This is a genomic window from Streptomyces sp. NPDC047002 (genome assembly GCF_040704505.1).
Taxonomy (GTDB): domain Bacteria; phylum Actinomycetota; class Actinomycetes; order Streptomycetales; family Streptomycetaceae; genus Streptomyces.
Genome location: NZ_JBEYWC010000009.1, coordinates 48,137 through 63,818 on the forward strand (window position 1 = coordinate 48,137; position 15,682 = coordinate 63,818).

Below are 15,682 nucleotides of genomic sequence, written 5' to 3' on the forward strand. Positions count from 1 at the left end.
GGGCGGGTGCCTGGCGCCCTCCTGCGGCGCACTCCCGCGTCGTTCGCACGTGCGTTCGAAACTGGTTATGGTGGGGCGCGTGGGGGCGGTGTCACGAGGGTCGGAGAAGCGGAGGTGCGGAGGTGTCGGTGGGGGCGTCGGTATCCACATTCACGCATCTGCACACCGCCTCCGGGTTCTCCCTGCGCTACGGCGCCTCCCACCCGGCGGCGCTGGCCGGGCGCGCCGCCGAGCGCGGCCTCGACGCGCTCGCCCTGACCGACCGCGACACCCTCGCGGGCGCCGTCAGGTTCGCCAAGGCGTGCGAGGCGGCGGGGGTGCGCCCGCTGTTCGGCGCGGACCTCGCGGTGGCGCCGGTGGGCGCGGGCGGGCGGCCCGAGGGGGTCGGCGAGGCCGCGGCGCGCCGCCGCGCCGGGCCGGTGCGCGGCGGTGCCTTTGTCGACGAGTCGGCACCCCGCGCCGTCTTCCTCGCCCGTGACGGTGCGGCCGGCTGGGCCGACCTGTGCCGCCTCGTCTCCACCGCGCACGGCTCCGGGGCCGGGTCCCCCCTGCTCGGCTGGGAGGACAACCACGGCGACGCCCTCACCGTGCTCCTCGGCCCCGACTCCGAGGTCGGCCGCGCCCTCGCCGCGGGCCGGCCCGACCGCGCGGCCGGGCTGCTCGCGCCCTGGCGTGAGGCGTACGGCGGCCACCTGCGCCTCGAGGTCGTGCACCACGGCCGCACCGGCACGGGCCCCGGCTCGCTGCGCCACGCCGCCCGCACCCTCGGCTTCGCCGTCGAGCAGGGTGTGCCCGCCGTGCTCGGCAACGCCGTGCGGTACGCGGACCCCGGCTCCGGCCCGGTCGCCGACGTGCTCGACGCGGCCCGCAGGCTCGTCCCCGTCGACCCGCGCAAGGGGCTCGACACGGGCGAGCGCTGGCTGAAGGGCGCGGCGGAGATGGCGCGTACCGCCCTGCGGGTGGCCGAGGCCGCGGGGCTCGGGCGCGACACCGCGGTGCGGCTGCTCGAACTGACCGAGCGCACCGCCGACGCCTGCCGGGTCGACCCGGCGGACGACATCGGCGTGATCGACATGAGCCGGGGGTTCGGCGCGCACAACGTGCACTTCCCCGAGCCCCGCCTGGTCGGCGCCGAGCACAGGACCGCCGCCAGGGTGCTGCGCTCGCGCGCCGCGGCGGGGATGGTCGCGCGCGGCTACGACCTGCGGCCCGACCGCCGCGACTACTGGCGGCGGCTGGACGCGGAGCTGCGCACGATCGACGCGTTCGGCTTCGCCTCGTACTTCCTCACCGTCGCCGGGGTGTGCGACGACATCAGGGGGATGGGCATCCGGGTCGCGGCGCGCGGCTCGGGCGCCGGGTCGCTCGTCAACCACCTGCTGGGGATGGCCCCCGCAGACCCGGTCGGACACGGCCTGCTGATGGAGCGGTTCCTCTCCACCCGCCGCCCCGGCCTGCCCGACATCGACATCGACGTGGAATCCGCGCGCCGCCTGGAGGTCTACCGCGCGATCCTCGGCCGCTTCGGGCCCCGCAGGGTCGCCGCCGTCGCCATGCCGGAGACGTACCGGGTGCGGCACGCCGTACGGGACGTCGGCGCAGCGCTCTCGATGGACCCGGCCGAGATCGACCGGATCGCCAAGGCGTTCCCGCACATCCGGGCGAAGGACGCGCGGACCGCGCTCGCCGAGCTGCCCGAGCTGGCGGGCCTCGCGCAGGAGAAGAAACGTTACGGCAGGTTCTGGGAGCTGGTGGAGGCGCTGGACGCGCTGCCCCGCGGCGTCGCCATGCACCCCTGCGGCGTGCTGCTCTCCGACGCCTCGCTGCTGCGCCGCACCCCGGTCGTGCCGACCAGCGGCGAGAACTTCCCGATGTCCCAGTTCGACAAGGAGGACGTCGAGGACCTCGGCCTGCTCAAGCTGGACGTGCTGGGCGTGCGGATGCAGTCGGCGATGGCCCACGCCGTCGCCGAGATCCGCCGCGCCACCGGCGAGGAGATCGACCTCGACGACCCCGCGCAGGTGCCGGACGGCGATCAGGAGACCTACCGGCTGATCCGCTCGGCCGAGACGCTCGGCTGCTTCCAGATCGAGTCGCCGGGCCAGCGCGACCTGGTGGGCAGGCTCCAGCCCGCCACCTTCCACGACCTGGTCGTGGACATCTCACTGTTCCGCCCAGGGCCCGTCGCGGCCGACATGGTGCGGCCCTTCATCGAGGCGCGGCACGGCAGGGCGCCCGTGCGCTACCCGCACGACGACCTGCGAGGCGCGCTGGAGGAGACCTACGGCGTGGTCGTCTTCCACGAGCAGATCATCAGGATGCTCGACATCATGACCGGCTGCGGCCCCGAGGAGGCCGACCGGGTGCGGCGCGGCCTGTCGGACCCCGATGCGCAGGGCGCGATCCGCGCCTGGTTCGAACGCGCCACCGCCGCGCGGGGATACGGCCCCGGCACCGTCGCGCGCGCCTGGGAGATCGTCGAGGCGTTCGGTTCGTACGGCTTCTGCAAGGCGCACGCGGTCGCGTTCGCGGTGCCCACGTACCAGTCGGCGTGGCTGAAGGCGCACCACCCCGCGGCCTTCTACGCGGGGCTGCTCACCCACGACCCGGGGATGTACCCGAAGCGGCTGCTGCTCGCCGACGCGCGGCGGCGCGGGGTGCCGCTGCTGCCGCTCGACGTGAACAGGTCGGCGGTCACCCATCGGGTCGAACTGGTGTCCGAGAGTGGGCCGGTGGCGGGGCGCTGGGGCCTGCGGCTCGCACTCGGTGACGTGCACGGCATCAGCGAGGCGGAGAGCGAGCGCATCGCCGCGGGGCAGCCGTACACCTCGCTGCTCGACTTCTGGCAGCGCGCGCGGCCCGGCCGGCCGGTGGCCGAACGGCTCGCGCAGGTCGGCGCGTTGGACGCGTTCGGCGCCAACAGGCGTGACCTGCTGCTGCACCTGTCAGAACTGGGCGCCGCCCAGCGCGGCAGGGGCGCACGCAGGGGCGGGACCGGCGCGCAGCTGCCGCTGGGGGAGGGGCGCAGGACCGCGGCGGTCGGCCTGCCCGACCTGGACGACACGGAGCGGCTCAGCGCCGAGCTCGGCGTGCTGTCCATGGACGCGTCCAGGAACCTGATGGACGACCACCACGCCTTCCTCGCCGAGCTCGGCGTGTACGGGGCGAAGCGGCTGCGCGACGTGCCGCACGGCACGACGGTGCTGGTCGCCGGCGCCAAGGTGGCCACCCAGACGCCGCCGATCCGCTCCGGCAGGCGGGTCGTCTTCACCACGCTCGACGACGGCACGGGCCTGGTGGACCTGGCCTTCTTCGACGACTCGCACGAGGCGTGCGCCCACACCGTCTTCCACTCCTGGCTGCTGCTGGTGCGCGGAGTGGTGCAGCGGCGCGGGCAGCGCAGCCTGAGCGTGGTGGGGGCGCGCGCCTGGAACCTCGCCGAGCTGGCGGAACTCCGCGAGCGCGAGGGCCTCGAAGCGGTCGCCGCGGCGCTGGCCGCGGGCGGCGCAGGGGACGGCGAGGGGCCGGGCGGCCCGCCCGACGGCCGGGGCGCCCCGGGCGGCGACCGCCGTATCCACCTCCCCACCGGCTACCGGATGAACCCCTGGGCCGACCTGCGTCCCGCGGGCGAGGGTCCCGGCACGGGACGGAAGCTGTGGCACGCGAGCCCGGGGAGCGCCGGATGATCATCTGTGTTCGGCTGCGCGACGGCGCGGCGCTGCCCGACCTGCTCGGCGTGGCACGCGGCATCAGCCCGGTGGTCCAGGCGCTGCCGCCGGACACCGCGCTGGTCGACGTCGCGGGTGCCGAGCGGTACTTCGGCCGGGACGCGGCCCATCTCGCCTCGGTGCTGCGGGTGCGCACGCTCGCGTACGCGAGCGCCGACTGCGCCCTCGGCGTCGCTGCCACCCCGCTGCTCGCCCGCATGGCCGCGCGCCTGGCGGCCCACGGCGAGACGGTCGCGGTGGAGGACGACGCGCGCGCCGCCGCCGCGTTCCTCGCGCCCCGCCCGGTCGGCGCGCTGCCGGGCGTCGGCGCCGCGACGGCCCGCACCCTGCGCGGCTACGGCCTCGACACCGTGGGCAAGGCCGCGGCCGTCCCGCTCGCCACCCTCCAGCGCCTCCTCGGCGTACGGGCCGGGCGCGCGGTGTACGAGAAGGCGCACGGCATCGACCGCACGGCGGTGGTCGCGGACGGGGGCGCCACCGTGCTCGCGGCGGAGCGCGCCTTCGCCCGCGACGAGCTTGACCACGGCGCCCACCGTGGCGCCCTGCTGTCCGCGGCCGGGGAACTGGGCGCGGGGCTCCGCGACCGCGGCCAGGCGTGCCGCACGCTGACCCTGGTGGTGCGCTACGCGGACGGCTCGGCCACCCCGCGCACCAGGACCCTGCCCGAGGCGACCGCCCACACCCCCGCGCTCACCGACGCCGCGTACCGGATGCACGAGCGGCTCGGCCTCCAGCGCGCCAGGGTCCGCGCCCTCTCGCTGCGCGCCGAATCCCTCGTCCCCGCCGAACGCGCCACCCGCCAGCTCACCTTCGACCCCGCGGACGACCGCGCCCGCCGCCTGGAGGAGACCGCGGACCGCGTACGCGCCCGCTTCGGCCCCACCGCCATCCGCCCGGGCACGCTGGCGGCGTGAGCGCCGGGGTGCGCACCGGCTGCGGTGGCGCGGTCGGTCCGGCTCGGAGTGCGGCTGCGCGGCTTTTTCCGGCGGGCGGGCGCGCGGGAGAGAATCGGGGGGTGACGTTGCAGATCGAGATCGACCCCGAGAGCGGGCCCGCGCCCTACGAGCAGGTGCGGTCCCAGATCGCGGACCGGGCCAGGGACGGTTCCCTGCCGGTCGGCTACCGGCTGCCCACCGTGCGCGGCCTCGCCGCGGACCTCGGGCTCGCCGCCAACACCGTGGCGAAGGCGTACCGCGCGCTGGAGGCCGACGGAGTGATCGAGACGCGCGGCCGCAACGGCACGTTCGTCGCGGCGACCGGGGACGCGGCCGCGCACGAGGCCGCAGGCGCAGCCGCCGCCTTCGCCCAGCGCGCCCGCCGTCTGGGCCTCACCGAGGACGAGGCGCGCGCGGCCGCCGCCGACGCCCTGCGCGCGGCCTACGGGCGGGGGGCTTAGCGCCCGGAGCCCCCCGGTCCGTGGGGCGGCGGTGAGCACGGACGCCCCGCCCGCACGGGAGCGGGCCGGGCGCCGCACGTCCCGGGCCGCGTACGCCCGCCGCGCGGGTCCCCGCGTGCCTGCCTACATCCTTCCTGTGGCCCGGCGGGCCGCCGCGCGGGTTCTGCGGGGCAGGGCGTACGCCTTGGTCAGGGCGCGGTCGACGGCGTAGGCCCTGGCGATGCCCTCTCCTTCCACCAGCCGGGCGAACTCCTCGGTCGTCGTCGTCCTGCGGACCGTCAGGCGGGCCAGGGCGTACGGGCCCTGGTCCCTGCGGGCCAGGGCGTTGCGCACCGCGAGCGACTGGGCGAAGCCCGCCTCCCTGACGGCGCGCCGCACCCGCCGGTCCGCGTAGCCGAAGGGGTAGGCGAAGGAGACCGGCGGCGTCCCCGTCTCCTGCGCCGTGAGGTCGCGGCAGCGCTCGACCTCGGCCCGCAGGGGCGCCGCCGCCAGCTGGTCGAGCTGCGGGTGGGTGTGGCTGTGCCCGCCGATCTCGACGCCGGCCGCGGCGAGTTCGCGCACCTGTCCCCAGTCGAGCATCGTGTCGGGCGCGCCGCGCGCCCCTGCGGCGCCCCGCAGCCAGCCCGTCGTCACGAACAGCGTCGCGGCGAAGCCCCGCGCCGCCAGGACGGGCAGGGCGTGCCGGTGCACGCCCGCGTACCCGTCGTCGAAAGTGATCAGCACCGGGCGCGGCGGCAGCGCGCGGCCCCGCCGCCACGCCTCGCCGAGCGCCGCCGCGGTCAGCGGTGTCCTGCCCCGCTCGTGCAGCACCGCCATCTGCTCGGCGAACGCCCCGGGCGCCACGGAGAGCGCACGCACCGCGGGGGACGGCTCGTGCGCCACCGCGTGGTACATCAGGACCGGCACGGCAGCCTCCCGCGGCTCCCGGCACCTCACGCCGCACCCGCCCCGCCGCCCGGCACGGCGGCCGACCGCTCCGGCGGGCCGACGGGACCGTGGGAGAAGGCCGCGGCGCCGCCCCGGGTGCGGGCGAGGCCCACGGCGTAGCCGCACGCCGCCGTCAGCACGCCGACGACGATCGCCGCAGCACGGCCCGCCCCGCCCGGCCGCCCGCGCGCCGCGTCGCCCAGGCCCCTCGCCACCCCTGCGGGCAGCGCCCGGGTCACGTAGCGGCGCTCGGCTTCGAGGCCCTTCGCCGCGCCGACGCTGCGCGCCACCAGCGCCTTCGACAGGCCCTCCGCGTACGCGCGCGCCCTGAAGTAGGCGAACCGCTCCCGCGCGTGCGGCACCTTGTGGTGGATGACCGCGCGGTCGTCGATGACGATCGCCGCGCCGGGCACGGCGCGCGCCACGCGGATGCACAGCTCGGTCTCCTCGCAGCCGAGGGGCCGCCTGCCGCCGTCGCGGCCGATGCCGGTGGCGAACCCGCCGGCCGCGTCGAACGCCGTGCGCCGGAACGACGCGTTGCCGCCGAGCACGTTGCGCACCCGCACAAGCCCCTCGGGCAGGCCCCGGTACGTGGCGCCCACCACCCAGTCGAACTCCTCGGGGAACCAGGCGGGCCGCCGCCCCGACGCCCAGACGGGCAGCGTGCGCCCGCCGACCGCGATGACCCGCTCGTCGTCGTACGCGGCGTCGAGGTGCCGCAGCCAGCCGGGCTCGGCGACGGCGTCGTCGTCGAGGAACGCGACGATCTCCCCGCGCGCCGCCGCCACACCCGTGTTGCGCCCCGACGACAGGCCGCGTGGCCCGGCGTTGGCGAGCACCCGCACCCCCTCGGCCGCCGCGAACACCGCGGCGAGCCGCGCCCGCAGCGCCTCGTCGTGGTCCACCACGACCAGCGTTTCGAGCGGCGCGAGCGACTGCCCGCGCGCCGAGTCGACCGCGGCGAGGATGCCGGTCCAGCGCTCCTCGGTGTAGACGCAGATCACCACCGTGTACGCCCGCACGCGCCCGCTCACGGCGCCTCCCCGCCGAGCGGCGCCCGGCCGAGGGGCGCCCGGCCCGCGGGGACGCCGCCGAACGCGCCGGGGCGCCCGGTCCAGCGGCGGCCCGAGCGCGGCACCCCCTTCTCCCGCACGATGACCCTGAGCACGCGCAGGCCGTCCCTGACGGCGCTCAGGTTGGAGGCGCCGTGGATGCGCCCGTACTCGTGGCTCGGTATCTCCTGCACCTTCAGGCCCGCCTTGACGACCCGTACGTTCATCAGGGTCTCGACCTCGAAGCCGGTGCAGTCCAGCGTGATGGCGTCCAGGCAGTGGCGCCAGAACGCGTTGTATCCGTAGCAGAGGTCGGTGTACCGCGCCCCGAACTTGGCGTTGACCGCCGCGCACAGGACGCGGTTGCCGAGTCTTCGTACGAAGGTCATGTCGTCCGTGCCGCCGCCGTTGGCGAAGCGGGACCCCTTGGCGAAGTCGGCGCCCGAGACGAGCGCGGAGACGTAGCTGACGATCTCCTGGCCGTCGGCGGAGCCGTCCGCGTCGACCATCACGATGATGTCGCCGGTGCAGGCCGCGAAGCCGCTGATCAGGGCGTCGCCCTTGCCCTTGCCCCGCTGCCGCACGACGGTGACGCCCGGCCACAGCCGCTCGGCCACCGCCACGGTGTCGTCGGTGGAGTCGCCGTCCACGAGGACGACCTCGTGAATCCAGTCGGGAAGCGTCTTGAACACGTACGGAAGATTCTCCGCCTCGTTCATCGCCGGAATGACCACGCTGACCGGCGGAGCGATCGCGAGATGGGACGAGACCGGCCGGTACTCCTCGGCGTTCCTGCGAGGCGGCGTCAACCGGTCGAGGCCCGTGACCACCGGGCGCAGAATGGAGCTCACGATTCAATTCCCTCTCGTCCGGCGGACCGCCCGCCCCCGGGCGGTCCGGCTGGGTTTCCGGTTCGAAAGGGGGGTTCTCAGCCCCGGCGCGCGGCAGCGGACTGTGCGCACCCTGCTGAGCTGGTCCAACTGGCCGTGCACGGCCGCGACTCGGCGCCGTCCGCGCAGGCGCGATGCCCGTCGCTGACACCGGGTGCGGCACCCCCCTGCCGCGCTCCGCATCGGTCCTTCCGGCTTTCGAGCCCCTCCCCTTTTGCCGGTATGCGCCACGGACCCCGATGCGGGTGGATGTACGACGATATTGACGAAGGGGGCTGTAGGGCAAGACCGGGTGAGGAGCCTTGCCTTTCTCGGTATTGGCCATTCCCCGCCGGGTCTTTACACGTCTCATTCCGTCCCACTGGTTTTCTTCCGCCCCAGTGGTCGCCGGAAGTCGCCGGCTGTTTTCCCGTTTCCCGACGGGGTGTACGCGGGCTCTTTTCCGCGCGCTGCGCGCGCCCCGTGCCCGTGCGTGCCGTAAGCCCCGTACGTGCCGTGCGCGGGCGTGTTGGGCGACAGGTCGGTGAACCGACATATCAATGACATGTCCACTTCCAGTGGAGGGGGCCCGCTGGTACGACAGTTGACGGCCGCACACCGCTGAGTGGCGGTCAGAACTGTTAGGGGAGGTTCCATGAAACTGTCCCGTTCCACTTCGCCCTCCTCGGGCGCATCCTCCGCCGCGGCCCCCGGCCGGGCGCCGCGCCCCCGCAGGCGCAGACTCGGCGCCCTCGCCTCCGCGCTCGCCGCGGGCCTCGCGCTCTCCCTCACCACGGCAGCGGCGGCGCAGGCCGCGCCCGCCGCAGGCACCGCCTACGTCGCGCTCGGGGACTCGTACTCCTCCGGCCTCGGCTCCGGCAGCTACGACAGCGCGAGCGGCGACTGCAAGCGCAGCTCCGCCGGCTACCCCGCCCTGTGGGCCGCCGCCCACGCCCCCGCCACCTTCAGCTTCGTCGCCTGCTCGGGCGCTCGTACGGGTGATGTCGAGTCCAGCCAGCTCACGGCCCTCAGCTCCGCGACCGACCTGGTCTCGATCACCATCGGCGGCAACGACGCCGGATTCTCCGACGTCATGACGACATGTGTCCTCAAGTCGGAGGCCACCTGCCTCAGCGGCATCGCCACCGCCAACAGCTATATCGACAACACGCTCCCCGGCGCGCTCGACACCCTCTACAGCGACATCCGCGCCAAGGCGCCCCACGCACACGTCGTCGTCCTCGGCTACCCGCGCTTCTACGAGCTCGACGGCTCCTGCGTCGTGGGCCTCAGCGAGGCGAAGCGCTCCGCGATCAACAACGCCGCCGACCACATCAACTCCGTCACCGCCAAGCGCGCCGCCGACCACGGCTTCACCTTCGCCGACGTCACCCAGGCGTTCACCGGCCACGAGATCTGCTCCAGCGGGACCGTCTGGCTGCACAGCGTGAACGTCCTGGACATCGAGGAGTCGTACCACCCCACGGCGGCCGGCCAGTCCGGCGGCTACCTGCCGGTCTTCACCGCCGCGGCGTCCTGAATCCGCCCCCGCCCGGCGGCCGCACGGCCCCGGGCGGGCGCTCCGGCCGCGTCCGGACAGGCGTGACGGAGACTGTTCCCGGGGAAGATAGGAGGGGCGGTTCTCGCGCGTAACGGAATGAACCGGACATCTGGCAAGGGAGTTGGCGGGCAAAGTGTCCAACTCGCCCTGAAATATTCGGAACAGCGCAACACTTACGGGTGTGGTTGATCCCGGGGACGGGGATACACGGGTGTCATGGCGTAGCGATAGGGTTAATCTGCCCGGGGCCGGGCCCAGTCGTACGGGTGGGGAGTGAGATGAAGCAGATAACGGCGCACAGCAGGGCGCGAGTCCCTGCGATCACATGCGGGACGAGCGCGACCAGTTCGCGTCTCGACCGCCACCTCGCGGTGCTCGGCGGTCCCGTCGTGTCCGCGGGGGAGGCGGCGGAGGCGACGCTGCTGATGCGGGAGCTCACCACGCGCGACCACACGCGCACCCCTCAGCGCAGGAGTGCCAGGGTCTCGCTGTTCGCTCCGCTGCGCCGGCTGCGGCGCTCCCTGTTCGGCAACCGCGACTGAGCGTTCCCGCCCGTCCTGGCCCGTCGCCCCGGAGCGGCCGGCCGGGCGAGTCCCTCCGGGCCTCGGCGTCCGTGCCGCGTCCCCGCGTGGCCGGGCGGCCGCCGCGCCCACCCGTGCGGCGCCCGTAGCCGCGTCCGGCGATGTCCCGCCCGCTCCCCGTACGGTCCCGTGCCGTGCCCGAGCCCGTGCTCCCCGCCCCGCACGCGCTCGCGCACGGCGACGCCGAGCCCGCCTCTCCGGGCGCGCGGGCCGCGGGGCGTCGTACTGCGCCCAGCCCGGCCTCCTGGCGCGTCCCCTCGTCGCGCGCGCGGGCCGTGGACGGCAACCCGGGCCCCCGGGCGCCCGGTTCGGTCCCGTCGTCGGCACGGGGCGTCACAGGAGGGCGAACTGCCCCTCGGGGCCCTCCTCGTGGTGGTCGAGCACCGAAGCGGGCCGCCGCGCGGTCGCCGGGGCGGGCAGCACGCCCGCCGCGCGCAGCGCCTCGCGGTCGACCGTCCGGCCCGCGGCCGCGGCCCGCGCGCACGCGGCGGCCAGCGCCTCCTGGCGGGGCGCCAGCGCGGCGAGCAGCCCCAGCACGGTGACCAGTTCGAGCAGTTCCGACGTCCAGGCCCTGGGCCACACCGCGGGCCCGATCGCCGCGAGTGTCCCGTCCTCCGCGTGCACGGCCCGCCGCTCGAACCACAGCTCCAGCATCCGCACCCCGCCGACCCGGTACTCCCACGCCCCCTCCGGCACCGGCGCGATCCGGCCCGCCTCGCCCAGGTGCAGCGTCTCGTCCTGCGCCGTGTAGGCGATCGTGCCGGGGCGCGCGGGCAGCGCGGCGCGTACGTAGGGCCGGCGGCCGCCGGGCAGTCGCGGCCGCTCGCCGCCGCGCGCGCCGCGCAGCTGGATCCGCACCAGTTCACCGCCGAGCGCCACGCCCTCCGCCCACAGCGCGGGGTCCGCGGGCAGCGGCACGGCGCAGCCGCCCCTGCCGCCCACCGCGGCCGCCGCGGCCCAGGCCAGCACCTCGTCGGGGCCGACCTCCTGCCCGTAGCGCGCGGCAAGCAGCTCTGTGAGCCCGGGGGCGAGGTTCGGCTCGGTGCCGCCCGGCCTGCGGTACAGCGGCCGCACGCGCCCCGGGCGGCCCGCGGGGGAGTGGCCGTCGGGCAGCGGCGCGCAGACGAGCAGCGCGGGGCCCGCCGCGCCCGGCGCATGCCCCTGCTCGACCGCGAAGACCTGTGCGGCGTCTGCGACCCGCCACAGCTCGGGGCGTGCCGCGTCGATCAGCCGGTGGTCGGGGATGAGCCACTGCTCGTCGAACGGGCCGTGCGCCACCCGCCGCGGCTCGGGGCAGGGCCCGTGCTCCCGGGCGAAGCGCGCGGTGCCGCAGGCGCCGCCGGGCAGCGCGGCCACCGCCGTGTGCTGGGTACGGGCCCTGGTCGGCGTGAACAGGGCGTCGCGCTCGGCGCCTTCGGCTTGTACGAGCCGGTCCCAGCGCGCCGTGAGCGAGGCCGCCTCCGGTGCGAGAACCCACTCCCTGCCCAGCCGCAGCGGCGCCACCGACCACGGCATCAGGTCGGCGAGCAGCGGAGTCCCGGCGGGTGCCGCGGTCGTCTCGGCCACCCCGCACCCCCTCGTCGTCGGTAGCTTCCCCGGGCGGTGACGTCCTCGCGACCCCGAAGCGTCCCCCGAAAAGCGTAACGACCCGGGCCGCGTCGCGTTCCTCACGCCTCCACGGAGACCGAGAAGGCGAACCGGTCGCCGCGGTAGCGGATGCGCGCCACGTCCACGACCCTGCCCCGCGCGTCGTACGTCACGCCCGTGTAGTGCAGCACCGGGCTGAGCAGCGGCACCCCGAGCAGCTCCGCCGTGGCCGGGTCGGCCAACGTGGCCCGCACGGTGTCGGTGATCCGCCCGATCGCGACCCCCGCCGTGTCCCGCAGCAGCTTCGTCATCGGCGCCCCTTCGAGCGCCCCGGGGTCGATGCGCGCCGCGACCTCGGGGCGCACGGCGTTCTCCGCCCAGCTGACCGGCTCCCCGCTCTCCCGGTCGCTGCGGAGCCGGGTGTACGAGACGATCTCGGCCAGATCGGGAAAGTATTCGGCCAACTCGGCGGTGACTTCCGCGGGCCCGTGGCCGAGTACCGCCGTCAGGTCCCCCGACTGCTGCGCCACCACGGCGTCCACCGAGCCGAGCAGCCGCCGCGGGGCGCCACGCCCCGCCCCCGGCTCAATGAACGTGCCGTGCCGCCTGCGCCTGCTGATCAGCCCCTCGTCCGCCAGCTCCTTCAGCGCCCTGCGCATCGTCAGGACGCCGACGCCGTAGTGCGCGGCCAGGTCCTCCTCGGTCGGCAGGCGCAGCGGGTCGCCGGGGTGGCGGCCCAGTACGGAGGCGCGCAGCGACTGAGAGACCTGGTACCACAGTGGCAGCCAGCGGTGGCGGACCAGCGGTGCGGGCGCGAAGGCCGGGGCCCGCCCGGCCCCGGCGCCGTCCGCGGCCCCGGGGGCGCCGCTCATGCCGGGAAGTGGCGTTCGAGGCCCTGCCACACGCGGTCGTAGTCCCGCTGGAGGTGGCCGGCGCCCGCCGCCTGCGCGGTCGCCGTGACGGGCCACCGGGTCTCGAACATGAAGGCGAGGCCGTCGTCGATCTTCTGCGGCCGCAGCTCGCCGGTGCTCGCCCGCTCGTAGGTGGCGCGGTCCGGGCCGTGCGCCGACATCATGTTGTGCAGCGAGCCGCCGCCCGGCACGAAGCCGCCCTCGCCCGCGCGCTTCGCGTCGTACGCGCCCTCCACGAGGCCCATGTACTCGCTCATCACATTGCGGTGGAAGTACGGCGGGCGGAACGTGTCCTCGCCGACCAGCCAGCGCGGCACGAACGCCACGAAGTCGACGCCCGCGAGCCCCGGCGTGTCGGACGGCGAGGTGAGCACGGTGAAGATCGACGGATCCGGGTGGTCGTAGCTGATCGACCCGATGGCGTTGAAGCGCCGCAGGTCGTAGACGTACGGCAGGTGGTTGCCGTGCCAGGCGACGACGTCCAGCGGCGAGTGGCCGAGCTCGGCGGCCCAGAGGTTGCCGCAGAACTTGTGCACCAGCGTCACCGGGCCCGCCGTCTCCTCGAACGACGCGACCGGTGCCCTGAAGTCCCGTGCGTTCGCCAGTCCGTTGGCGCCGATCGGCCCCAACTCCGGCAGCTCGAAGGGGCGTCCGTAGTTCTCGCAGACGTATCCCTTCACCACCGCGTCCAGTGGCTCGACCCGGAAGCGCACCCCGCGCGGGATCAGCGCCACCTCGCCGGGGGCCGCCGCGAGCAGCCCGAACTCGGTGCGCAGCAGCAGCCCGCCCCGCTGCGGCACGATCAGCAGCTCGCCGTCCGCGTCGCCGAACACCCGGTCGGCCATGGGCGCGTCGGCTGCGTAGAGATGAATCGCCATGCCGACCCGCTGCGCCGCGTCGCCGTTGCCGCCGAGCGTCCACAGCCCGGCCAGGAAGTCCGTGCCGGGTGCCGGGTCGGGCAGCGGGTCCCAGCGCAGCCTGTTGGGGTCGGGCACCGTCTCGGTGAACGGGGCGCCGCGCAGGCTCCCGTTGTCGATCCTGGTGTACGCGGGGTGCGCGGCCGACGGGCGGACGCGGTAGAGCCAGGAGCGGCGGTTGCGGGCGCGCGGCTCGGTGAACGCGGTGCCGCTGAGCTGCTCCGCGTAGAGCCCGAGCGGCGCACGCTGGGGCGAGTTGCGCCCTTCCGGCAGGGTGCCGGGGACCGCCTCAGAACTGTGCTCGTTGCCGAAGCCGTGCAGCTCGGTGAGGCCCGCCGCGGCCTTCCTCGCCCGGTCGACGGCGGTGCGCGCGCCGTCGGGGCCGTCCGCGCCGGTGCTGGTCGTCCTGCCGCTGCCGCTCATCGCCGCTCCCTCGTGAGGATCTCCGCTCCCGCACCTTCAATCCTATGCTCGACCAAAGGAATGCGCCCGTCAACGGGGGCGAGAGGCAGGGCGCCCGTCCGGCCTGGCGTGCGAAGGGGGCCGCAAACGGGCCGGAAATCCCTGAAAGGGGTTCGAAAACGCTCCCTTTTGCGCCGACTTGATGCTTGGCGCGGCAAATCACCGTCGCTAGTTTGTCCAGACACGATGTGTGCGGACGACGCGCGTCCGCGCGTCGTCAAGCCGCACCGGCTGTCCTGGAGAGGATGTCGATGAAGGCACACGACGGTATGTACATCGGGGGGCAGTGGCGCCCCGCCGCCGCTGCGGAGACCATCGCCGTGGTCAACCCGGCGGACGAGCGGATCATCGCCGAGGTCCCCGCGGGCGTGGCGGAGGACGTCGACGCGGCCGTACGGGCCGCCCGCGCCGCGCTCCCCGGCTGGGCCGCGACCCCGCCCGCGGCACGCGGCCGGTCGCTGCGCGCGCTCCACGACGAACTGGCCGCGCGCAAAGAGGAGATCACCGGGACTCTCGTCGCGGAGCTCGGCGCGCCCGCGCGGTTCGCCGCCGCGGTGCAGACGGCCGCCCCCATCGCCGCCCTCGAAACGTACGCGGAGCTGGCCGGCACCCACCCGTTCGAGGAGCGGATCGCCAACTCGACGGTGCTCCTCGAACCGGTCGGCGTGGTCGCCGCCATCACCCCCTGGAACTACCCGCTCTCGATGATCGTCAGCAAGGCGGCGCCGGCCCTCGCGGCCGGCTGCACCCTCGTGCTCAAGCCCGCCGAGGACACCCCGCTGACCGCGCAGCTGTTCGCGGAGTGCGCGGACGCCGCCGGGCTGCCCGCGGGTGTCCTCAACGTCGTGACGGGGTACGGGCACGCCGCAGGCCGGGCGCTCGCCGCGCACCCCGGCGTCGACCATGTCTCCTTCACCGGCTCGACCGAGGTGGGCCGCAGGGTCGGCGCCCTCGCAGGGGGCGCGGTCAAGAGCGTCTCCCTCGAACTCGGCGGCAAGTCGGCCAACGTGATCCTGCCGGGCGCCGACCTGCCCCGCGCGGTCGCCGCCGGCGTCGGGCATGTGATGGCCAACTCCGGCCAGACCTGCTACGCGTGGACGCGCATGCTGGTCCATGAGGACCAGTACGAGGAGGCCGTCGGCCTCGCGCGCGAGGCGCTCTGCGAGTACGTCGTCGGCGATCCGGCCGCCGACGCCACCCGGGTCGGGCCCGTCGTCAGCGCCAAGCAGCGCGAGCGCGTGCGGAGCTATATCGCCCAGGGCGTCGCCGAGGGCGCGCGGCTGGTCGCCGGCGGCACCGAAGCGCCGCGCACCACCGGCTACTTCGTGGAGCCGACCCTCTTCGCCGACGTCACCACGGACATGACCATCGCGCAGGAGGAGATCTTCGGCCCGGTGCTCGGCATTCTGCGGTACGAGGACGAGGAGGACGCCGTGCGCATCGCCAACGACACCGTGTACGGCCTGCACGGCGGGGTGTGGGCGGCCACCGCGGAGGAGGCGGTCGCCTTCGCGCGCCGGATGGACACCGGCCGGGTCGACATCAACGGCGCCGCCTTCAACACCCTTGCGCCCTTCGGTGGTTACAAGCAGTCGGGGGTGGGCCGGGAGATGGGAACCTACGGCCTGCGGGAGTATCTGCAGACCAAGTCGCTCCAGCTCTGACCCCCTGGATACCCGGGGGCGACACGC

At 75.3% G+C, this 15,682-nt stretch carries 12 protein-coding genes; 6 read left to right on the forward strand and 6 right to left on the reverse strand.

The features are described from left to right. Positions 1 to 128: 128 nt before the first annotated feature. From dnaE to AB0910_RS11555, 3 genes are all read left to right on the forward strand, one after another. Positions 129 to 3,686: a DNA polymerase III subunit alpha gene (gene dnaE, locus AB0910_RS11545; RefSeq protein WP_366744343.1), complete on the forward strand. Its 3,558-nt coding sequence runs from the start codon at positions 129 to 131 to the stop codon at positions 3,684 to 3,686. Beyond that, complete coding sequence (locus tag AB0910_RS11550; RefSeq protein WP_366744344.1) at positions 3,683 to 4,642, forward strand: hypothetical protein; 960 nt, start codon at positions 3,683 to 3,685, stop codon at positions 4,640 to 4,642. Before dnaE ends, AB0910_RS11550 begins: the two co-directional genes overlap by 4 nt. Before the next feature lie 101 nt (positions 4,643 to 4,743). Continuing rightward, positions 4,744 to 5,124 carry a GntR family transcriptional regulator gene (locus tag AB0910_RS11555; protein ID WP_366744345.1) on the forward strand — a complete coding sequence of 127 codons (381 nt, stop codon included), beginning with the start codon at positions 4,744 to 4,746 and terminating at the stop codon, positions 5,122 to 5,124. Positions 5,125 to 5,247: 123 nt separating this feature from the next. Here the strand turns inward: AB0910_RS11555 and AB0910_RS11560 are convergent, their stop codons facing one another. Genes AB0910_RS11560 through AB0910_RS11570 form a run of 3 tightly spaced genes read right to left on the reverse strand, consistent with a single transcriptional unit; the run spans position 5,248 to position 7,933 of the window. Next, positions 5,248 to 6,018, reverse strand: coding sequence for a polysaccharide deacetylase family protein (locus AB0910_RS11560; protein WP_366744480.1), 771 nt, complete (start codon positions 6,016 to 6,018; stop codon positions 5,248 to 5,250). Between the two features lie 38 nt (positions 6,019 to 6,056). Beyond that, on the reverse strand, positions 6,057 to 7,085 hold the full coding sequence (locus AB0910_RS11565) for a glycosyltransferase family 2 protein (protein WP_366744346.1): 1,029 nt from the start codon (positions 7,083 to 7,085) through the stop codon (positions 6,057 to 6,059). After that, positions 7,082 to 7,933, reverse strand: coding sequence for a glycosyltransferase family 2 protein (locus AB0910_RS11570; RefSeq protein WP_366744481.1), 852 nt, complete (start codon positions 7,931 to 7,933; stop codon positions 7,082 to 7,084). The genes AB0910_RS11565 and AB0910_RS11570 overlap by 4 nt, the downstream gene beginning before the upstream one ends. 694 nt (positions 7,934 to 8,627) lie before the next feature. Here AB0910_RS11570 and AB0910_RS11575 point away from each other — a divergent pair. After that, positions 8,628 to 9,512 carry an SGNH/GDSL hydrolase family protein gene (locus AB0910_RS11575; protein WP_366744347.1) on the forward strand — a complete coding sequence of 295 codons (885 nt, stop codon included), beginning with the start codon at positions 8,628 to 8,630 and terminating at the stop codon, positions 9,510 to 9,512. 299 nt (positions 9,513 to 9,811) lie between these two features. Next, on the forward strand, positions 9,812 to 10,075 hold the full coding sequence (locus AB0910_RS11580) for a hypothetical protein (RefSeq protein WP_366744348.1): 264 nt from the start codon (positions 9,812 to 9,814) through the stop codon (positions 10,073 to 10,075). Positions 10,076 to 10,447: 372 nt separating this feature from the next. Here the strand turns inward: AB0910_RS11580 and AB0910_RS11585 are convergent, their stop codons facing one another. From AB0910_RS11585 to hmgA, 3 genes are all read right to left on the reverse strand, one after another. Continuing rightward, positions 10,448 to 11,629, reverse strand: coding sequence for a type ISP restriction/modification enzyme (locus AB0910_RS11585; RefSeq protein WP_366744482.1), 1,182 nt, complete (start codon positions 11,627 to 11,629; stop codon positions 10,448 to 10,450). Between the two features lie 152 nt (positions 11,630 to 11,781). Further along, on the reverse strand, positions 11,782 to 12,573 hold the full coding sequence (locus AB0910_RS11590; protein ID WP_366744349.1) for a GntR family transcriptional regulator: 792 nt from the start codon (positions 12,571 to 12,573) through the stop codon (positions 11,782 to 11,784). Then, positions 12,570 to 13,952, reverse strand: coding sequence for a homogentisate 1,2-dioxygenase (gene hmgA, locus AB0910_RS11595; RefSeq protein ID WP_366744350.1), 1,383 nt, complete (start codon positions 13,950 to 13,952; stop codon positions 12,570 to 12,572). Before hmgA ends, AB0910_RS11590 begins: the two co-directional genes overlap by 4 nt. A gap of 290 nt (positions 13,953 to 14,242) precedes the next feature. Here hmgA and AB0910_RS11600 point away from each other — a divergent pair, with 290 nt between their 5' ends. Next, positions 14,243 to 15,655 carry an aldehyde dehydrogenase family protein gene (locus AB0910_RS11600; protein WP_366744483.1) on the forward strand — a complete coding sequence of 471 codons (1,413 nt, stop codon included), beginning with the start codon at positions 14,243 to 14,245 and terminating at the stop codon, positions 15,653 to 15,655. Positions 15,656 to 15,682 lie beyond the last annotated feature (27 nt).